Raw genomic sequence first — 19,884 nt, 5'->3', positions numbered from 1 at the left:
GCCACTACGGCCGAGGCGCGTAGCCGAGCCGGAAGGTGGCGGCCTCCAGCCTTTCCGGGCTGAGCCGGACGTCGGTCAGCCGCTCGGCGAGCGCGAACGCGGCCTCGGTGTGCAGCTCGTAGCGCTCCCCGTCCAGCTGGAAGCCGCAGGCCGTCAGCAGCTCCGGGGTGCCCGGGGCCTCGGCGTCCGTGCCGTCCCGCTGGTCGACGAAGAGTGGCTCGAAGTCCAGCCGGCAGGTGCCGTGCTCCCACCAGTGGAAGTGGTCCGCCGCGTTGACGTTCCGGAAGTGCGAGACCAGCCGGGTGCCCTCGCCGAGCCGGGGGACGACCTCGTACAGGCTGCCGAGGTAGCCGTACGGCTCGACCGCGAGCGCCCAGCCGTCGAGCTCGGCGACGGCGACGAGGATCCGGTCCTCGTCCAGGTCGAACAGTTCCTCGGCCTCCTCGTCCTCCCCGTCGTCGAAGGTCTCCCAGGCGGCGAGCACCGCGTCCAGCCCGGTCACCTCCCGGCCGGTCAGGGCGTCGAAGCGGCGCAGCAGTTCCTCGGCGCCGACCCCCTGGACCTGGGTGAGGCAGTAGGCCTCGCCCAGGACGGGGTAGCGCTTCTCGAACCAGGTGTAGTCGGTGGCGTGTGCGGCGGTCATGCGCAGGATGCTGCCAGACCCCGCTGACAGCGCCCTCCGCGCCCCTGGTCGATCAGCGCCAGACCGGCGTGTCCGTCCCCCAACGCCCGGGCGGGCGGGCCCAGTCGACGGGCGCGCCCTCGTAGCCGATGGGCGGCAGGGCGTGCCGCAGCCGTCCGTACGCCGAGTCGGTCTCGGTGAGCCGGCGCGCCGGGTCGTACGGCTCGGTGCCCGGGCGCGGTGCGGCCTTCGGCTCGGGCTCGATGCCGTGCAGCAGCCAGGAGGCGGTGCCGGCCAGGGAGAAGCGCAGGTGGCGGCCGCCGGGGCGGTCGGTGCGCTGGTCGGTGAGGGCGCGCAGGACGGCGGCGGCGAGGAGGTAGCCGGTGCCGTGGTCGAGGGCCTGGGCGGGCAGGACGCCGGGGCGGCCGTCCGGGGCCGCCTCGTGGACGGCGATGCCGACGCCGGCCTGGACCAGGCTGTCGAAGCCGCGGCGGCCGGCCCACGGACCGGTCCAGCCCCAGGCGCAGACCTGCGCGAGGATCAGGTCGGGGCGGCGGGCGAACAGCTCGTCGAGGGCGAGGCCGTGGGCGTCCAGGGATCCGGGGCGGTAGCCGGTGACGACGACGTCGGCGGTGTCGAGCAGGCCCTCGAAGACGGCGCGGTCGGCCGGGTCGGCGAGGTCCAGGCGGGTGGAGCGCTTGCCGAAGCCGGTGTCGGCGTGGGCGTCCTCGGCCTCGGGTAGCCGGGGCGAGTCGACCCGCAGAACGTCGGCGCCCAGCAGGGCGAGGGTGCGGGTGGCGACCGGTCCGGCTATCACCCGGGTGAGGTCGAGGACCCGGATCCCGGCGGCGGGCCGGTCCACCGGGGCGGCGCCGAGCGGACGGGCCGGCGCGGACCCTGTCTCCCGGCGTTCCACCAGGGGGTGCACGGCCACACTCACCGGCGCGACCGCCACGGCGAGCGCCCCCACCGCGTACGCGCGCTCCTGCACCTGCTCGGCCGGCAGCTTGCCGAGCACCTCGGCGAGCTGGTCGGGCCCGGCGTCCGGGGCGAGGTCGAGGACGGCGAGCAGCCGGTCCCGGTGGTGCGGGTAGTTGGCGTGGGTGCGGACCCAGCCGTCGGCGGTGCGCCAGAACCCGGAGTGCGGGGCGAAGCTGGCGGGCGTACGGCCGTCGATCGCCAGGTGCCGCTCGCTGACGAAAGCGGTGGCGACGGCCCCCTCGTCCACCCGGACGGCGGGGACGGGCCCGCCCGCGCGGTGCGCGGCCAACTCGGCGGCGGCCAGCGAGCAGGCGGCCACGGTGGCGCGGGCGAGCCGGCGCACCGGCAGGCCGGAGGGCAGGACGTCCTGCGAGCCGTGGAAGCCCACCCGGTCCAGGAGTTCGGCCGGTCCGCCGAGGGCGGCCCAGGTGTCGGCGGTCGGACGGTCAGCAGTTGGACGGTCGGCGGTCGGCCGGTCGGCGGGCCCGCCCTCGGACGGCATCGGACGATCTGTCATGTCCGGCATTGTGCTCCGCTTTCCCGCGTTCCCGCCGTGACGCCCGCCACTGGGCGCCGACCACCCTCCCCGCCGCGCGGCCCGCCGTCCGGTTCACCGGCATTCGCGCAGGTCAGGACGGGTTCGACGGGAAAGCAGAGCAGGCCGGGCGGCCAGCCGGTGGTCCGCGGGTAGGGTGCGAAACAGCGGCCGGTTCCGGCCGTAGGCACGGGGGCTGAGTGACAAGGGGGACGAATGCACAGGATCCGCCGTCTCGACCTGGGCTACTTCGTCCGGCCGGCCTCCGAGGTGGGCGGCCGAGAGCCTCGGGTGGAGCCGGTGCTCGCGTACCTGGTCCGGGGCCCGGAGGGGCTGCTGTTGTTCGACACCGGGATCGGCGCGGGCTCGCCGGAGACCGAGGCGCACTACCGCCCGGTCCGCCGCCCGCTGCCGGAGGCGCTCGCCGCGGCCGGCGTCTCGGTCTCGGACATCGACCTGGTCGTCAACTGCCACCTGCACTTCGACCACTGCGGCGGCAACCCGCTGCTCGCCGGGACGCCGGTCCTGGTCCAGGCCGAGGAGCTGGCCACCGCCCGGCGCGGCGACTACACCATCGACGCGCTGGTCGACTTCCCCGGCGCCGTCTACCGCGAGCTCGACGGCGAGACCGAGATCTGGCCCGGCGTCCAGGTGCTGCCCACCCCCGGACACACCGACGGCCACCAGTCCCTGCTGGTCGAGCGGCTGGGCGACTGCACGGTTCTGCTGGCCGGTCAGGCGTACGACTTCGCCACCGAGTACGGGCAGGCGGTGCTCGCCCGGCAGGCCGCCCGCGAGGGGGTGGCCGCGCCGCTGCCCGGGTACCGCGCCTGGCTGGACCGGGTGGCCGAGCACGGGCCGCGACAGGTGCTCTTCGCGCACGACCACGCGGTCTGGGAGCTCGCCTGACGGGCCATCGGGGACGCAGACGCGGGCCCGGGCGAGGACTCGGACGAGGGTTTCGAGCGAGGGCCCAGGCGAGGACTCCGGCCCCGGGGCCGGGCGAGGACTCCGGCCCGGGGCCGGGCGAGGACTCAGAAGGTGAACCGCAGCGACCGGACCCGGTGGTCGAAGCTGGACGGGACGAGCTCCGGCGCGCCGACCGACCGCGCGTCGGGCAGCCGGGTGAACAGCTCCCGCAGCAGCGCCGTCATCTCCTGCCGGGCCAGGTGGGCGCCGAGGCAGTAGTGCGGCCCACCGCCGCCGTAGCCGAGGTGGGGGTTCGGGCTGCGGGTGATGTCGAAGGCGTCCGGGTCGGGGAAGACCTCCTCGTCCTGGTTCGCCGAGCCGTAGTACAGCGCGACCTTCTCCCCCGCCCGCAGCAGCGGGCCGCCGGGGCCGCCCAGCTCGTGGTCCACCGCGACGGTCCGGCGGAACTGGATGATCGGCGAGGCGTGCCGGACGATCTCGTCCACCGCGCCGTCGAGCCGCCCGTTCAGGTCGGCGAGGAGCAGGGCCCGCTGCTCGGGGTGGACGGTCAGCAGGTGCAGGCCGTGGGCCAGCGCGTTGCGGGTGGTCTCCACCCCGGCCACCAACAACAGGGTGAAGAAGGCGCCCAGCTCCCGGCCGGTGAGCCGGCGGCCGTCCACGTCGGCGGTGACCAGCGCGGAGATCAGGTCCTCGGCGGGCCGGCGGCGGCGCTCGCGGCCGATCCCGGCGACGATGCCCTGCATCCGGGCGAGCGCCGCCAGCCCGCGCCCGGGCACCCGGAACCGGCGGCGCAGCGGACGGGCCACGCCGATGTCCTCGGAGGTGCGGTTGACCAGGTCGAGGATGGCGCGGCGCGATTCCGCGGGGATGCCCATCATGGTGCAGATCACCTGGAAGGGGAGCTCGGCGGCGACCGCGCCGACGAAGTCCGCGGGCCGACCGCGCTCGACCTCGTCCACCAGGGCGGTGGTGATCCGGCGGACGTCCTCCTCGACCCGGCCGAGCAGCCGCGGGGTGAAGGCCCGCGAGACGATCCGGCGCAGCTGGGCGTGGCGGGGGTCGTCGAGGTTGACCATGGAGTCGCCGAACAGCACCCGGACCCAGCGGGCCGGCTCGGGGGTGGTCACGCCCGGGCCGGAGAGGAAGACGGCGGGGGTACGGCTGGCCTCGACCACGTCGGCGTGCCGGACCAGGGCGTGGAAGCCGCGACCGGTGGCGCGGTCGCCGAAGTACGCCGGGGCGGGGCGGCGGCGCAGCTCGGCGAAGGCGGCGGCTCGGGCGGGGGCGGGCAACTGCCAGAAACGGGGGTCGGCGAGGTCGGCGGTGGCTGACGCCGGGGTTCCTGCCGGGGTGGCCGCGGAGATCTCCGTCGGGGCGTCCATGGTCCTGCCTCCTGCTTCCGGCCCGCTTCCTTCCGACACGTACGGTCCGTGTCGGCGTGTGCACATTTAGTGAGCAGAGGTTGCGCGATGTCAAGTCGCATCGACGGCTGCATGAATGGGTGCCATGAGCGGCTGATCGGTTCATCTGTCGACCGGGCCGGCTCGCCGGTCAACCGGGCCGCCGGCCGACCGGGCAGGCGGGGATCGGGAAGCCGGGCATGGTCTCACGGGACGGAACCGGCCAATACCGGAGGGTGCGGTACGGGCCGGGCAAGGCGGGTGCGACGATGAGTGCCATCGTGATGACCGACCGGATTCGCCTGCTGCGCGCCGCGGTCTTCGCCGCGCTGTGCGTGGCGATGGCCGCCACGGCGCACGTCGCCATGGCCGGGGCCGGGGTCTCGCCACCGGTGTTGCTCGGCGCGTTCGGGGCGATCCTCGGGCTGACCTGGCTGCTGGCCAGGAAGCCGCGCGGGCTCGGTGTGATCAGCGCGTGGATGGTCGCGGCGCAGAGCGCGCTGCACCTGCTGTTCGAACAAGCCGGGTCGTTCGGTCGCGGGGGCGGCGGTCTCGGCCGGCTCGCCACCACGGACTGGGCCGCCCTGCTGCTCTGCAACCCGGACCGGGTACCGGACGGGCTCTCCCCCGTCGAGCTGGCACGGATGGCCGGCATCGACCCGGACGTCCCGCCGGCGACCGCCGGCCTGCGCCCGCTCGCGGGGATGCACCACGGGGCGGCGGCCGGGTCGGCCGACGGGATGGCCATGGACATGAGCCCGCCCGGGATGCCGGGCATGCCAGGCATGCCGGGCATGCCCGCCGGGACGTCCCACGCGATGTCGTCGGGGATGTCGCATGACCTGTCCGGCGGGATGACGCACGGGATGGCGCACGGGATGCCCCCCGGCATGTCACACGGCATGTCGCCGGGGATGGCGATCGCCCACGTGCTGGCGGCGCTGGCCTGTGCGCTGCTGCTCTGGCGTGGTGACGTCGCGCTGGTGCGACTCTTCGAACTGCTCGGCGCGCTCGGGAGCGTGGTCGCGGGGGCGCTGCTGCTCCCGCTACTGGCGCTGGTCGCCCGCCCCTTCGGGTACCGGCCGCCGGCACCGCCCCGGCCCGCCGACCGACCTGCCCGGCCGCCCCGGTCGGCGCTGCTCACGCATGCCGTCGTCCGGCGCGGCCCGCCGGCGTTCGCCCTCGCCTGCTGACGCGCCCGCCGCGCCCCTCCCCCGGCCGACCTCGGCCGCTGCCGGGACCTCCGTGACGGGCAGGTCGCCCTGTCGTGCCGTCGTCCGTCGCACCCCGCTGCCACCGCACCTTCGGGTCGCCGTGCCGGAGTGCCCCCACGCACCGTGCCGAGCAGGGTTCGGGCCCGCGTTCGTCGACGCCTTCTACCGGAGGTGCGGTGTGCCGCGCGATCGCCCCATGGACGTCTGCGGTGCCGCCGCGCGCGGCGCCGTTCCCAGCCTTCCCCTCGGGACCTTCCCATGCCTCACTACGACGGCGCACCGGCTCCGGCCTGCGCCACCGTCCTACCGCTCCGCGCCCTGCGGGCCTTCCGGAGCGTGACCGACCGGGCCTTCCGCCTCCAGCTGGGCCAACAGCCGGGCCGACCACTCGGGCGACGGCCCGTCGGTCGCGGCCGCCCACACCTCGCCGCGCAGCCGCTCGGCCCGGTCGTGCCACTCCCGGCAGCCGGTGCAGCGCGCGAGGTGCTTGTCCAGCCGGGTGTCCGACAGGCCACTCGATTCACCGTCGAGCCGGGCGGACAGAGCGGTACGGAACTGCGCGCATCTCATGTGACCATCGTCCCGCACGGCCGGCGCGCCGGGACGGCGGGCCGGGCTGGCCGGGCCGGCCGGGCGGGAGGCCGCCGTGGATGACGACCAGCTCACCGCGCTCGCGCTGACCGCCCGCTCGGGCCGGGCGGCAGACGTCGAGGCCTTCGTCCGCGCGACCCAGCGGGACGTGTGGCGCTTCGTCGCCCACCTGACGGACGTCCAGTCCGCCGACGACCTCGCCCAGGAAACCTTCCTGCGCGCATTGCGCGGCCTGCCCGCCTTCGCCGGACGCTCCTCGGCCCGCACCTGGCTGCTGTCCATCGCCCGGCGCACGGTGGTCGACCGCTACCGGATGGCCGCCGCCCGGCCGCGCTGCGCGGCGCTGCCGGACTGGCAGGAGGCGGCGGAGCGGCAGGGTGCCACCCCGACGGCCGGGTTCGAGGACGGGATCGCCCTCGGGGACCTGCTCGACCGGGTGCCCGCGCAGCGGCGGGAGGCCTTCGTGCTGACCCAGGTGGTCGGCCTGAGCTACGCCGAGGCGGCGGAGGTCGCGGGCTGCCCCGTCGGCACCGTCCGCTCCCGGGTCGCCCGGGCGCGCGAGGAGCTGATGGCGCGACTGCGGGCGGCCGAGACCGGGGAGCTCGCGGCGGCCTGCTGAGCGGGGGCGGGCAGCCGACCACGGACAAGTAACAGATTACAGATGACAGATAACAGCTGACAGATTTCGAAATCTGTCAGCTGTTATCTGTTCGCCGAAAGTCACCCCTCGCAAAAATTCCCCCCGGGCGTTCGGAGCTGGAGCCGCCGCGCCCTCGACCAAGCCGTTCCCGACCGACCATCAGACCGAGCCGGTCGACCGGTGGAGCCTGGCCGTTGCCGACGGGCTGCTCTCGTTCGTCGCGATGCTCGACATGAACGTGGCCAGCCTGGCACTCACCGACATATCCGCCGACCTGCACATCACCGCCAGGGACGCCGCCTACGAAAGCCGCATGACGGCCCCTCACGACCGCCCTGCCCGTAGGGTGGCCGGATGGCCGAACCCACCCCGCTGCGCGACGACCTCGACCTGCCCGTACGGATCGGGCCGCACCCGCCGCGCCGGGTGGTCTCGCTGGTGCCCTCGCTGACCGAGGCGGTCGCCGCCACCGCACCCGGCCTGCTGGTCGGCGCCACCGACTGGTGCAGCCACCCCGCCGACCTGGCCGTCACCCGGATCGGCGGCACCAAGAACCCGGACGTTCCGGGCATCCTCGCCCTCGGACCGGACCTCGTGCTGGCCAACGACGAGGAGAACCGGCGCCCCGACCTGGACGCGCTGCGGGCCGCCGGGGTGCCGGTCTGGGTCACCGACATCCGCACTCTGGACGACGCGTTCCGCTCGCTGGACCGCCTGCTCACCGCCGCCTGCCGACTGCCCCGCCCGGCCTGGCTGTACGAGGCGGAGGCGGCCTGGCGCGAGGTGCGGCCGACGGCGGACGGTCCGCGCGCGATCGTGCCGATCTGGCGCCGCCCTTGGATGGTGCTCGGCCGCGACACCTTTGCCGGGGACCTGCTGCGCCGCCTGGGCCTGCGGCTCGTCCACGCCGACCACCCCGAGCGCTACCCCGCCGTTCCACTGCCCGAACTCCTGGCGAGCGGAGCGGAGTTGGTGGTGCTACCGGACGAACCGTACCGCTTCACCGCCGAGGACGGCCCGGAGGCGTTCCCGAACGTCCCGGCCGCGCTGGTCAGCGGACGGCACCTGACCTGGTACGGCCCCTCCCTGGCCGCCGCGCCGACCGTGCTGCGGCAGGCGATCGACCACCCGTTCGTACAGGGCTCGATGCCCACATCGTAGGATGACCGCCACTCTCCGGGATCACCGGCGACAAGTGGGGGGAACCACGCATGAGGCTGAGCACCACCCGGCGGACACTGATCCTGGTGTCCGCCACCGCCGTGTCGACCGCCGTCCTGGCGGGCTGCGGCACCAAGCACACCGACGACCACCAGAACGCGGCGGCGACCAGCACGCCCGCGGCCGCCACCGCCTCGCCGAGCGACACGCCGAGCCCGAGCCCGTCCGCGAGCGCCGCCCCGACGCCGACCGACTCGGCGTCAGCCGGCCCCAGTGCCTCGCGCAGCCCGAGCGCCGCCGCCAGTACCGGGGCGGGCAAGACGGCGAAGGCCGCACCGAGCACCCAGCCGGGCACCGCCAAGCCGGCCCCCGGCAACGCGGCCGGCGCGCCCGCCACCCAGCCGCCGGTCGAGAAGCCCGTCGTCGCCGCCCCGGTACCCACCGCCAAGCCCGGCGCGGTCGCGCTCCCGCCGCCGCCCGCACCGCCGGCCCCGCACGTGCCGCCGCTGCAGAGCGGCTGCCAGCCCAGCAAGCCCCAGCCGGACGAGCCCAAGGAGACCGTCGGCGCGGCGCTCACGGCAGCAGCCGGCCAGTCCCGGGTGCTCACCCTCAGCTCGGGCGGCACCGACAAGCTCCCGCCGCTGCCGGTCAACCTGGTCAAGGCGATCGCCTGGCAGGAGAGCGGCTGGCAGTCCGGCATCCTCGCCTGCGACGGCGGGATCGGCACCATGCAGGTCATGCCGAACACCGTCAACTGGATGAACGGCAAGTTCGGTACGACCTCCGACCCGAAGACCCTCGCCGGGAACGTGCAGCTCGGCACCCAGTTGCTCAACTGGCTGGTCGCCTACTACGGCGACTCCTCCTTCGGCGGCAAGTACGACCTCTCCCCCGACCCGGTCACCGGCAAGACACCGCTGCTCGACCTGGTCATCTCGGCGTACAACGCGGGCGCGGGCAACGTGCACTACAACGCCGTCACCGACCCGACCACGGGCGAGGTCGTCGGCAGCCTGGACATCCCGAACCCGAAGTACGTGTCCAACGTGAAGGCGCTGATGTCCAGCCAGCCGTGGAACAAGGCGGGCTGACGAGCCACAGCTCTCGACTGACGGCCCGCATGCAGCACAGGGCCCGGGACGCTCGTGCGTCCCGGGCCCTGCTGTGGGTACTGACGCGTCAGCCGCGCGCGGCGGCGACGGCGGAGCCCAGCGCCTCCTTGATCCGGGGACCGAGGCGGGCGAAGCCCAGCTCCTTCATGGCGGCCCGGAGCAGCTCCTCGTCGGTCCGCCCGGTACCGTCGCCGTCGACCCAGCGGACGACGGCGAGCAGCTCGTCGGCCGAGTAGGCGGTCACGGGGCGGCCGGGGGTGAAGTCCGGCTTCTCGGGACGGCCGGTGGGGGCCTCGGGAGCGGGCTCGGCAGCGGTCGACTCGGCGACGGGCTCGGGCTCGACGGCGGGCTCGGGCTCGGGCTCGGGCTCGGGCTCGACGGCGGGGGCTTCCTCGACGGCCTCGGACCCGACGACGGGCTCCGCGACCTCGACGGCAGGAACCTCGGCGACAACCTCGGACTCGACGGCGGTTTCCTCGGCCACGGCCGCCGGGGGTTCCTCGGCAGTCTCGGCCTCGATCACCGGCTCGGCGACCTCGGCGACCTCAGCGACCTCAGCGACCTCAGCGACCTCAGCGACCTCAGCGACCGGAGCCTCCTCGGCCCCGTCAGCCTCAGCAGCCGACTCCTCGGCCTCGGTGGCAGGGGCCTCGTCGACGGCCTCGACCTCAGCCGCCGGCTCCCCAACCTCGACGGGCTCGGCGGGCTCGGCGGGCTCGGCGATCGCAGCCTCGGTCAGCTCCTCGACCTCAGCCACAGACTCCCCGACCTCAACGGCAGGAACCTCATCGACGGCCCCGACCTCAGCGACCGGCTCCTCGGCAGCGGGTGCCCCGGGCTCAGCAACCTCGACGGCCTCGGCCTCGACCTCGACCACCGGCTCGACGTCGGCAGCCTCCTCGGTCACTTCTTCGACGGCCGCAACCTCGGCGACAGGCTCCTCCGCTCGCTCCGCCTCCGTCTCGTCCGCAGCCGCGGCCTCGGCCAGCGCGGCGGTCGCGGCGGCCACCAGGTCGTCGGCGGCCGGGGAGGGCGCCGGGAGGGACACCACGGCGGCCGGGGTCTCCTCCTCCGTCACCTCTTCCACCGCAGCCGGCTCGACCTCGACGGAGTCCGGGTGCGAGCCCGACGGCGTCTCGACAGCCTCGGTGTCGACCTCGTCCTTGACCTCGGTCTCGCCCTCTGCCTCGGCCTCGGCCTCGGCCACGGCCACGGCCACAAAAGCCTCAGCCTCGACCGGAGCCGTCACCGAAACCGGCGCCTCCTCCGCGAGGCCGTCCCGCTGGCCGCCGGCCAGGGCCTGACGCGCAGCAGCCTCGGCATCGGCGTCCGACGCCTCGACCTCCGGCACCTCGACCAGCGACTCCCCGGCACCCGTCTCGACCGACTCCGCCAGCCCGTCCCGCTGCCCGCCCGCGAGCGCCTGGCGCGCCGCGTACGCGGCCTCGGCGGCGCGGCGGTCGGCCTTGGCTGCGGTGAGCTCGGCGAGCAGGTCGCCGAGGCCGGCCTCCTCCAGGGTGGCGCGCAGGCTGCGGATGGCGGGCAGGCGGTAGAGAGTGCCCTCGTCGGCGGCGAGGCGCTCGACCAGGTCGACCAGGTCCGCGAAGGCGATCCCGTCCAGGTCGTGCTCGGGCAGCAGGCGGGCGAGGCCGCGCAGGCTGGTGTTGATGGCCTCGAAGGCCTGGGCGGTGCGGTCGACCAGGGCGCCGTCGGCGGGCACGGTCGGGAGGGTGCCGGCCGGGGCGAGGGCGACCCAGGCGCGGCGCTCGATCTCGGCGGAGGTGAGGGCCTCGTGCAGGTCCTCGCGGCGGACCCGGCGGTCGGTGGCCAGGGCGGCGGCCTGCTTGCGCAGCGAGCGGCCGCGCAGCCAGGAGAGCTTGACGCCGTTCTCTCGGCGCCAGCTGCTGTCGGCGGTGGCGGCCACGAGGGCGGTGAGGTCTGCGTCGTAGGCGGCGGTGGTGAGGGTGGCGGAGGTGCGGTGCACCCGCTGGAGCATCTCGACCAGCAGCGCGGTCTTGGCGACCGTGGCGGGTTCGTCGAGCTTGGCCTCGGCGGCCAGGGCCGTGACGGCTTCCCAGGTCTGCTGGAGGTCGCGGCCGCGCAGTTCGGCGAGGGCGGTGGAGGCGGCGCGGGCGTCCTCGGAGGTGGCGACGGTGTCGACGGCCGCGTACCAGGCGTGGGTGTCGGCGCGGACGGTGAAGGCGCCGAGTTCGGCGTAGCGGCCGAGGTCCTCGCGGAGGTCGGGCTCCGCGGCGGCGTCCTGGAGGTCCTTGACGTCTGCGGCGCCGGCGACGTCCGCCGGGTCGGCTGCGTCGGCGTTGCGCGAGTGAAGCACTGTCATGTCTGGTCCGGTTCTGGGCGTCGACGGCGGGGCTGGCGGCGAGGGGGCGACGGACCGGTTGCGCGGAATGCCCCTGGGGGGGCCGGGGGCGCGCGGTCGGGCCGCCGGTTGTGGAGGCCCAGAATACGGGTGCCCGTTCGAGCCTTGCACGCACCCACCGCCGGACGGGCCGGTGTCGTGTGCCATACCGCCCGCCTGGACGCTACTCGGGAGGGCCACCCGGGTGGCCCTCCCCTGGTCCGGACGGGTGGCCGGGGTGCTCCGTCCGGGGTGGGCGGGGCCGCCGCAGCCCGTCCAGCGGGACCTTGCGGGCGCTGCGGGCGGGTCGGCCGAGCGGCGGGCGGTAGCCGGCCCGACCGAGGGTGTGCTCGTCGACCGGCGCGAGGTACTCGTGCAGCGCGGTGCGGTGCCACCACGCGCCGGTTTCCCGTAGTTCGCGCCATCCGGTGAACCGGTAGAGATAGAGGGTCGCCCGGACGTGGGTCGGCGGGTCGTCGGGGAAGGGGTTGTGGCGCAGCAGCCGGAGGGTCGCCCGGTCGCCGGCCAGCAGGCGGGCGACAAAGGGCAGGAACCAGGGACGGGCGTAGGCGGGCGAGATGCCGGCGAACCACATCAGCCAGTCGAGCCGCAGGTGGTAGGGGGCGTACTGGCGCGGAAGCCGGCGCACGTCGCCGGGTTTGCCCTTGAAGCCGTACTCGCGCCAGACGGTGTACGGGGTGAGGACGGCCTCGTCGGTGCCCTCGACCACGACCTCCTGGCGCAGCCGGTTGACGCTGCCGAAGGCGCCGTAGGTGTTGACGAGGTGGAGCCGGTTGAAGGAGCGGTTCATCACCTGGCGGCGCGAGACCATGTTGGTGACCGGCCAGTAGCTGAGGACGAGGACGGCGACGGTCAGCGCGATCACCAGCGCCTCGTACCAGAGGGGGGCGCCGGGGTACCGGCGGGCGTGCACGGGCAGGCCGAGGCGGGCCGGTTCGACGGCGGCGAGGGCGAGGGCGATGGTCAGCCAGTTGAGCCAGGCGAAGTTGCCGGAGGCGACCAGCCACAGCTGGGTGGCGAGCACGGCGCAGGCCGCGTAGCTCGCAATCGGCTGCGGGAGCAGCAGGCCGACCGGGACGACGAGTTGGACGAAGTGGTTGGCGGCGGCCTCGACGCGGTGCAGCGGGTCGGGCAGGTGGTGGAAGAACCAGCTGAGCGGTCCGGGCATCGGCTGGGTCTCGTGGTGGTAGCGCAGGCAGGTCAGGTCGCGCCAGCAGGTGTCGCCGCGCAGTTTGATCAGTCCGGCGCCGAACTCGACCCGGAAGGCCAGCCAGCGCATCAGCCACAGGACGAGGGTGGGCGGGGCTGCGTCGGCGTTGCCGAGGAAGGCGGCCAGGAAGCCCGCTTCGAGCAGCAGGGACTCCCAGCCGAAGGAGTACCACGTCTGCCCGACGTTGACGATGGAGAGGTAGAGGACCCAGAGCACCGCCCAGAGCAGGACCGAGGCCCAGAGCGGGACGGCGTCGCCGAGTCCGGCGGCGACGGCGGCGGCCAGGGCGGCGCCGCTCCAGGCGACGGCGGCGAAGAAGCGGTCGCTGTAGTGGAGGTGGAAGAGGCTCGGGGCCTGGCGGAACGGGACGCGGGCGGTGAAGCGGGGCACCGGCAGCATGCCGTCGGCGCCGATCAGGGCGCGGAACTGCGCGGCGGCGGCGAGGAACCCGATCAGGTAGAGGCCGGCGAGCAGGCGTTGGACGAGCAGCCGGCTCAGCCAGTAGTCGGGGGCGGCGAACCAGTCCATGCGGCCCATGCCTACCATCGGCGGCCCCCGCCCGGGCCCGGCCGGGGCGCGGGCGGCGGACGGTTCACCCGCTCGGCCCGGGGTGAAGGGCGGTGAGGCGAAGGGCCGTGAGGCGAAGGGCCGTGAGGCGAAGGCTGCTGAGGAGCAGGCCGAAGAGCGGTGAGGCGGGTGGGCGGTGAGTCGCCGGCTGGTGGGGCAAAGGGGCCGTGCACCACGGTGCCGTGCGCGCAGCACCCGGACGGCACCGTGGCGGGGAGCCTCTCCTCGGGGGTGAGAGGCGCCCCGCCACGGTGGTGGACGGTACGGAGGGCGGAGCCGGCGGCCGCGGCCGCGGTGCCGCGCGCGGGCGGCGGGTCGGCGGCTCAGCTCGGCAGGACGAGTCCGGACCCGCCGGCGACGCCCGGGCGGCCGGTCGCGGTGGCGGCGCCGTTCTGCTGGAGCCGGTCGACCAGCAGCGCGGCCAGCGTGCCGAGCTCCTCCTCGGTGCGGGACTGCGCGGTGACGTCCATGCCGACGGTGAGGACACCGTTGACCTGGCCGGTGCGCGCGTTGCGCATCGGGGTGCAGGTGAAGCTGAAGATCTGCTGGATGCGCTGCACCTCGGGGCGGCCGGACTGGATCCGGACGTCGTTGAGGACGGTGGCGCGGCCGGTGTGGTACGCCTCCGTGACGGCCTGCTGGAGCCCGGCCGCGCCGAGCTGCGGGTAGGCCGCGCCGATCGACCCGTACGCCACCGGGGCGCCGAAGGTGTCGGCGTGCTGGGCGTTGGCGTAGCGGATCTCCTGGCCGGGGCCGTCGGTCAGCATGATCGGGAACGGGGATCCGTCGAAGGCGGCGAACATCTCCTGCTGCTGGGCGAGCAGGTTGTCGCGCAGCCGGATCTCGGAGAGCAGCGCCTCGGCGAGGTGCTGGATGTCGCGCAGCCGCTCCCGCCCCCACTGCCGGGGTTCCCGGTCGAGGACGCAGACGGTGCCGATGACGGTGTTGGTGTCGTCGACGAGCGGGGCGCCGAGGTAGGCCCGGACTCCGAGTTCGTCCACGACCGGGTTTCCGGCGAACCGGGGGTAGGCGAGGATGTCGTCCAGCGCGAGGGGCGAGCGCTGGGCGACCACGTGCGGGCAGAAGCCGTGGCTCAGCGGCATCTGGCGGGTGGGAAGGTCGAAGGCGATGCCTCGATCCGCCCAGGAGGCACCTTCTTCGTGCGCAACCTCGGACGAAGTTGGCGGAATGTAGAGCCCTCGGAACATCTGACGCTCGTCGTTGATGAAGTTGACCATCGCGATGGGAGCGCGGGTGATGCTGGCTGCAAGGTGGGCGAAGCGGTCGAAGGCCTCGTCCGCGGAGGGTTCGTTGAGACCCAGGCTGCGCAGCCTGCGGGTCCGCTCGGACTCCCCGGCAGCACCCGGGAACTGGCCTTGAGTGCTCATCACATCAGTCATGGCGCACATGTAATCAGACATTGGGGCGTCGCGGGGCTACCGGGATCGCCCGCCACCCCTGCCGATGAACAGTCAAAGCCGCACGTGAGGGGCCCCGCGGTGGGCTGACGAAGCGGGGAAGGAGCACTTCCCACCCCGCATCACACTAAACCCATCAATAAAAAGATGATCCAATTCTCGCCAATCCAAGATCCGCTAGCTGTGGAGCCGGGACGCACATATGACAATGAGCCCTGCCGAAGACACGGACGGTAGTTCCCGTGATCCCGCCGGGGGAATGGTCGCAGCGGAATCGACGGCGCGAACGGAGGCACGACACCCACCACAACGAGAGGACCAGAGCATGGCGATGGACTACTTCACCGATGAGCGGCACGACAACCTCCGGGCGGAGGTCCGTGAGTTCGCGGAGAAGGAGGTGCGTCCCGAGGTGGCCAGGATGGAGGCCGACCGGGACGTCGAGTTCGAGCTCTCCCGCGAGATCGCCCGTCGCGGCTGGATCGGTGTCACCATCCCGCGCGAGTTCGGCGGCCTGGGGCTGGGGCACCTCGCCAAGACCATCATCGTGGAGGAGCTGGCCCGGGTCAGCGGCGCGATGGGCGCGATGGCGCAGGCCTCCCAGCTCGGCGTCGCCAAGGTCATCCACTTCGGCTCGAACACCCAACGGCGCTTCTGGCTGCCGAAGTTCGCCTCCGGGGAGAGCCTGCCGACCATCGCGGTGACCGAGCCGGAGTCCGGCGGCCACGTGCTCGGCATGTCCGGCACCGCCCGCCGCGAGGGCAACGAGTACGTGCTCAACGGCCGGAAGGTGTTCGTCGGCAACTCGCACATCGGCGACGTCCACGGCGTGGTCTTCCGTACGGGCAAGGGCAGCGGGGGCCTGTCCGCCTTCCTGGTCGAGAGCGACCGGCCCGGCTTCCGCGCCGGGGCGATCGGCACCCAGGGCGGTCTGCACGGCTTCAGCTTCGGCGAGTTGGCCTTCGAGGACTGCCGCATCCCGGCTGCCAACCGGCTGGGCGAGGAGGGGCTCGGCCTCGACGTCGCCTACTCCTCCTCCACCCTCTACGGCCGACTGAACCTGGGCGCCGTCGCACTGGGCATCCACGTCGCCGTCGTCGAGGACACCGTGCGCTACGCCGAGGAGCGGGTGCTGTACGGCAAGCCGCTCAACCAGCTGAACAGCGTCGCGCTGAAGCTGGGCGAGATGCAGTCCCGGCTGATGACGGCCAAGCTCGCCGCCTACCACGCCTCGCATCTGCTGGACCTCGGCCGGGCCTGCGATGCCGAGCTGATGAACGCCAAGCTCGTCAACACCGAGTACGCGATGGACTCGGCGCGCCAGGCGATGGAGATCTTCGCCGCCCGCGGCACCCAGGAGGAGCACAACATCATCCGCTACCTGCGGGACGCCACCCACATCTACGCCCCGGCCGGCACCTCGGACGTGCAGAAACTGCGGCTGGGCCAGGTGGCTTCGGGTACGTACGGCAAGCAGTGGTCGGCCGAGCTGGCCGACGTGGCGAGCTGGGCATGGACCGAGCTCAACCAGTTGGAGGCCGAGGCGAAGCCGCAGCACTCGCGGGGCGCCCGGGTGGTCCCGATCTCCATGGCGAGCTGACCCGCGGCGGTCGACCGGGCCGGCCGCGAGCTGCGGCCGACCCGGGGCCGGGACATGTGCCCACCCCGGGCGGCAGACCGGAAACCGCTGCCCGGATAGTGGCGAACCTTCAGCACGACGACTGTTTGACCTGTTCCTGACGGCTCGCCGAGAGACACACCCGGCCCTCCCGTAGAGCCGTTCCGGCTTCGCCACCACCGAGCCGACCTGCGACGTTCCGTCGGCGAACACCCTGAGCGGGAGCGGGCCCCACTGCCATCGGCTGTTCACATATCGTCAGTTGATGTTGCGATAAGGGCACCTGGGGCTGATAGGTTTCCTGCCGTCGGCGGCCGTGGCTGCACCCCGCCCGGACGGTGACACCGCGTCACTCCGTCCGGCAGCTCCGGCCTCGGCGCCCTGAAGCCCGCCCGGGCCGCACGGGCCGACCCCGCCCTCGGACCCGCGACCCGGCCTGCAACTCGGCCCTGCAACAAGGAATCAGATGCCAGGCATATCGGCCCCCCGCACGGGCCACCGCGCCGGCCGGTCCGGCTCCCTCCGCAGCTCACTCCTCGCCCTCGTGCTGGTCCCCAGCCTGGGCCTCGCCGCCGCCTGGGGCTACGCCGCCTACCTGCTACGCGACACCGACCACCGCACCGCGCTGCTGGCCGGCACCGTCGTCGTCGCCGTGGTCCTGCTGATCAGCCTGATCCGCGGGATCCGGGCCGTCCGGGCGCTGTCCGCCCGACTGGCCGGACTGCGGGCCGACACCCTCGCGATCGCCCAGCAGGAGATACCCGACGTGGTCGGGCGGCTGCGCGCCGGGGAGACCGTCCCCACCCCGCCCACCTGGACGCCCTCCCGGCGGATCGGCGACGAGGTCCAGCAGACCTCGGACGGCCTGGCCGCCGTCCGACAGGCCGCCGTCGCGGCCATCGTCCACCAGGCCCAGGGCCGCGAGGGGACGAAGAAGGTCTTCCTCAACATCGCCCGCCGCACCCAGATCCTGATCCACCGCCAGATCAGCATGCTCGATGCCCTGGAGCGCGAGCACGAGGAACCCGAGCTCCTGCGCGAACTGTTCGCCGTCGACCACCTGGCCACCCGGATGCGGCGCAACGCCGAGAACCTGGTCATCCTCGGCGGCGCGCTGCCCGCCCGGCGCTGGCGCAACGCCGTACCCGTGGTCAACGTGCTGCGCAGCGCCGTCTCCGAGACCGAGAACTACGCCCGCGTGGTCGTCCAGGGCGTGCCCCGGGCCTCGCTCAGCGGGCAGGCCGTCGCCGACGTGATCCACCTGATCGCCGAGCTGATCGAGAACGGCACCACCTTCTCCCCGCCGTACACCCAGGTGCAGGTCTCCGCGCAGGAGGTCCCCAAGGGTCTGGCGGTCGAGGTCGAGGACCGCGGCCTCGGCATGACCGAGGAGGAGTACGAGCGGCTCAACGAGTACCTCGCCAACCCGCCCGAGCTGGACGTGTCCGCGCTCGGCGACGACCTGCGGCTCGGCCTGTTCGTCGTCGCGCGGCTGGCCGCCCGGCACGACATCCAGGTCACCCTGCGGCCCTCGCCGTACGGCGGCACCCGGGCCGTGGTGCTGGTGCCCTCGGTCCTGCTGGGGCAGGCCGGGCAGCCGGCCGCGGTACCCGGGCTGCCCTCCGGCGCGCGGGTCACCCGCACGCCGGTGCCGGAGCAGCAGCCGACGGCCGACGGCGACCTCGGGGAGGTCGACGAGCAGCTGTCGGGCGCGCTGGCGGGGGTGCTGAGCGGACTGCTGGGCGAGGGACCTGCGGCTCCTTCCGCCGATCCGTCCGCTCCCTCCGCTCCTTCTCCTTCCGGTCCTTCCGTGCCCGAGGCGCCCGCCGCCCCCGGGGGGCCGGACGACGGTGTGATCATCGGTGAGCTGCTCGCGCGACTGGACGGGGAGGGTGGCGCCGCCCCCTCCAGCGGTGGGCTGCCGGTGGGAGCCCAGATCCCCGGGCTGCCCGGTGCCGTGGTCGTGCCCCGACCCGCGCTGCCCCGGCCGTACGCCCTGCCGACCGATCCCCCGGAGTTCGCTGCCGGCCTCCCGGCGGACGTCGCCTCCGGCCACGGTGCGGGCGTCGGTTCCGGTGTCGGCTCCGACCTTGCGTCCGACCTTGCGTCCGACCTTGCTTCCGGCCGTGCGGACGGACCGCTCGTGGACCCGGCGGCCGGGTTCGACGGCGTCACCGCCGACCCCTCGGCGCCCACCCACGAACGCCCGCAGGAGGACCACGTGGAGCACGGCCCGGACGGCGAACTGCGCACCCCGCGGGTCCTGCCGCAGCGGGTCCGCAACGCCAGCCTCGCCGAGCAGCTCCGCGAGGCCAACGCGCCGGGCGCGATGATGCCGCCGGTGGCGTCCATGCCGTCGGCGCCGTCCCTTCCGTCAATGCCCTCGGCGCCCTCGATGCCGTCCACCGCGCCGACTCAGCCGTACGGGGGGCACGCCGCCCCGACCGGCCCCCGGTACGACGCCGGCGAGGCCGACGAGCTCTCGCCGGCACGCTCGCGCGCCACCATGGCCGCCATCCAGCGCGGCACCCGCAGCGCCCGCGCGGCCGGTACCGAACCGGACGCGCCCGCCACAGCCCCCAACCCGGCCGCACCTTCCGCCCCCCGGGAAGCCCCTGCGGAAGCCTCCGCCGTTCAGGAAGCCAAGGAACAGCAGTGATGACGCAGCACACCGACACCCAGCGCGACCTCAACTGGCTGCTGGACCAGCTGGTGGCGCGGGTACCCGAGACCCGGCACGCCATCGTCCTCTCCGAGGACGGCCTGCTGGTCGGCATGTCCCAGGGCCTCGACCGGGCCGACGCCGAGCACCTGTCCGCCGTCGCCTCCGGCCTGCAGAGCCTCGCCCGCGGCGCCGGGCACCGCTTCAACGGCGGCCGGGTCCGGCAGACCGTGGTCGAGATGGACCAGCTGTTCCTGTTCGTCACCACCGCCGGACAGGGCGCCCGGCTCGCTGTCCTCACGAGCGACCAGGTGGACGCCGGACTGATGGCCTACGAGATCAACATGCTGGTCAAGCAGGTCGGCCAGTACCTCACCGCGGCGCCGCGCAGCGACGCCGGCCAGGTCGGCGCGGGTGGCGGTGCGTGACCACCGCCGACGCCGACGAGGGCTGGTTCTACGACAAGGACGCCGGCCACCTGGTCCGTCCCTACGCGATCACCAACGGGCGCACCGGCCCGGTCCGTGACGGCTTCGCCCTGATCACCCTGGTGGTCACCGCCGACCCTCGCACCGACACCACCCGGTTAACACCCGAACCGGCCGCGATCCTCGACCTGTGCCGCGAACGCCCGCTGGCCGTGGCCGAGATCGCGGCCACCCTGGACCTGCCGGTGAGCGTGGTCAAGGTGCTGCTGGACGACCTGGCGGAGGCCCGGCTGATCCTCACCCGGGCACCGGTCCAGCTCGCCGAGGCACCGGACATCTCGCTGATCCAGGCCGTGATCGAGGGCGTCCGCCGGCTCTGACCGGTCGGCCCGCCCTCCTCGCATCACCCAGTTCC

Annotated in this window: 16 protein-coding genes; 9 read left to right on the top strand and 7 right to left on the bottom strand. The window is 74.1% G+C overall.

Translation table 11 applies throughout. From position 1 onward, the window contains the following. Positions 1 to 4: 4 nt before the first annotated feature. Together ACGF12_RS01930 and ACGF12_RS01925 are read right to left on the bottom strand one after the other, a co-directional pair. Positions 5 to 643 (bottom strand): DUF6461 domain-containing protein, encoded by a 639-nt coding sequence (locus ACGF12_RS01930; RefSeq protein WP_393024056.1) that lies wholly within the window; start codon positions 641 to 643, stop codon positions 5 to 7. Between the two features lie 52 nt (positions 644 to 695). Then, positions 696 to 2,120 carry a CoA transferase gene (locus ACGF12_RS01925; RefSeq protein ID WP_393024053.1) on the bottom strand — a complete coding sequence of 475 codons (1,425 nt, stop codon included), beginning with the start codon at positions 2,118 to 2,120 and terminating at the stop codon, positions 696 to 698. A gap of 234 nt (positions 2,121 to 2,354) precedes the next feature. Here ACGF12_RS01925 and ACGF12_RS01920 point away from each other — a divergent pair, with 234 nt between their 5' ends. Then, positions 2,355 to 3,047, top strand: a complete 693-nt coding sequence (locus ACGF12_RS01920) for an N-acyl homoserine lactonase family protein (RefSeq protein WP_393024050.1) — start codon at positions 2,355 to 2,357, stop codon at positions 3,045 to 3,047. A 125-nt stretch (positions 3,048 to 3,172) separates the two neighbouring features. On the opposite strand, the gene ACGF12_RS01915 is transcribed toward ACGF12_RS01920, so the two are convergent. Next, the gene (locus tag ACGF12_RS01915) at positions 3,173 to 4,450 is read right to left on the bottom strand and encodes a cytochrome P450 (protein WP_393024048.1); all 1,278 of its coding nucleotides are present in this window, start codon (positions 4,448 to 4,450) and stop codon (positions 3,173 to 3,175) included. Between the two features lie 287 nt (positions 4,451 to 4,737). Between ACGF12_RS01915 and ACGF12_RS01910 the strand changes: the two genes are divergently transcribed. After that, positions 4,738 to 5,661 carry a hypothetical protein gene (locus ACGF12_RS01910; protein WP_393024045.1) on the top strand — a complete coding sequence of 308 codons (924 nt, stop codon included), beginning with the start codon at positions 4,738 to 4,740 and terminating at the stop codon, positions 5,659 to 5,661. A 324-nt stretch (positions 5,662 to 5,985) separates the two neighbouring features. Here ACGF12_RS01910 and ACGF12_RS01905 read toward each other — a convergent pair whose 3' ends face one another. Next, on the bottom strand, positions 5,986 to 6,252 hold the full coding sequence (locus ACGF12_RS01905) for a zf-HC2 domain-containing protein (protein ID WP_393024043.1): 267 nt from the start codon (positions 6,250 to 6,252) through the stop codon (positions 5,986 to 5,988). A gap of 76 nt (positions 6,253 to 6,328) precedes the next feature. Between ACGF12_RS01905 and ACGF12_RS01900 the strand changes: the two genes are divergently transcribed. The 3 genes from ACGF12_RS01900 (at position 6,329) to ACGF12_RS01890 (ending at position 9,165) form a co-directional block, all read left to right on the top strand. After that, on the top strand, positions 6,329 to 6,892 hold the full coding sequence (locus ACGF12_RS01900) for a sigma-70 family RNA polymerase sigma factor (RefSeq protein ID WP_393024040.1): 564 nt from the start codon (positions 6,329 to 6,331) through the stop codon (positions 6,890 to 6,892). Between the two features lie 375 nt (positions 6,893 to 7,267). After that, positions 7,268 to 8,074, top strand: coding sequence for a helical backbone metal receptor (locus ACGF12_RS01895; protein ID WP_393024037.1), 807 nt, complete (start codon positions 7,268 to 7,270; stop codon positions 8,072 to 8,074). A gap of 50 nt (positions 8,075 to 8,124) precedes the next feature. Further along, on the top strand, positions 8,125 to 9,165 hold the full coding sequence (locus ACGF12_RS01890) for a transglycosylase SLT domain-containing protein (protein ID WP_393024035.1): 1,041 nt from the start codon (positions 8,125 to 8,127) through the stop codon (positions 9,163 to 9,165). Between the two features lie 88 nt (positions 9,166 to 9,253). Here ACGF12_RS01890 and ACGF12_RS01885 read toward each other — a convergent pair whose 3' ends face one another. From ACGF12_RS01885 to ACGF12_RS01875, 3 genes are all read right to left on the bottom strand, one after another. Then, positions 9,254 to 11,527 (bottom strand): hypothetical protein, encoded by a 2,274-nt coding sequence (locus tag ACGF12_RS01885; RefSeq protein ID WP_393024032.1) that lies wholly within the window; start codon positions 11,525 to 11,527, stop codon positions 9,254 to 9,256. 202 nt (positions 11,528 to 11,729) lie between these two features. After that, positions 11,730 to 13,304, bottom strand: coding sequence for a lipase maturation factor family protein (locus tag ACGF12_RS01880; RefSeq protein WP_393024611.1), 1,575 nt, complete (start codon positions 13,302 to 13,304; stop codon positions 11,730 to 11,732). 362 nt (positions 13,305 to 13,666) lie between these two features. After that, complete coding sequence (locus tag ACGF12_RS01875) at positions 13,667 to 14,743, bottom strand: GAF domain-containing protein (protein ID WP_393024029.1); 1,077 nt, start codon at positions 14,741 to 14,743, stop codon at positions 13,667 to 13,669. A 343-nt stretch (positions 14,744 to 15,086) separates the two neighbouring features. Here ACGF12_RS01875 and ACGF12_RS01870 point away from each other — a divergent pair, with 343 nt between their 5' ends. From ACGF12_RS01870 to ACGF12_RS01855, 4 genes are all read left to right on the top strand, one after another. Further along, positions 15,087 to 16,361, top strand: a complete 1,275-nt coding sequence (locus ACGF12_RS01870; protein ID WP_393024026.1) for an acyl-CoA dehydrogenase family protein — start codon at positions 15,087 to 15,089, stop codon at positions 16,359 to 16,361. Positions 16,362 to 16,845: 484 nt separating this feature from the next. Continuing rightward, positions 16,846 to 19,038 carry an ATP-binding protein gene (locus ACGF12_RS01865; RefSeq protein WP_393024023.1) on the top strand — a complete coding sequence of 731 codons (2,193 nt, stop codon included), beginning with the start codon at positions 16,846 to 16,848 and terminating at the stop codon, positions 19,036 to 19,038. Beyond that, a complete protein-coding gene (locus ACGF12_RS01860; RefSeq protein WP_393024020.1) occupies positions 19,038 to 19,469 on the top strand; it encodes a roadblock/LC7 domain-containing protein in 432 nt (143 codons plus the stop codon). The genes ACGF12_RS01865 and ACGF12_RS01860 overlap by 1 nt, the downstream gene beginning before the upstream one ends. Beyond that, positions 19,466 to 19,849 carry a DUF742 domain-containing protein gene (locus tag ACGF12_RS01855; protein ID WP_380609560.1) on the top strand — a complete coding sequence of 128 codons (384 nt, stop codon included), beginning with the start codon at positions 19,466 to 19,468 and terminating at the stop codon, positions 19,847 to 19,849. Before ACGF12_RS01860 ends, ACGF12_RS01855 begins: the two co-directional genes overlap by 4 nt. The last annotated feature ends 35 nt before the right edge of the window (positions 19,850 to 19,884 follow it).

The sequence above is a fragment of the Kitasatospora sp. NPDC048296 genome (assembly GCF_043201815.1).
Classification (GTDB): domain Bacteria; phylum Actinomycetota; class Actinomycetes; order Streptomycetales; family Streptomycetaceae; genus Kitasatospora.
This window is presented reverse-complemented; position numbering and strand designations above follow the sequence as displayed.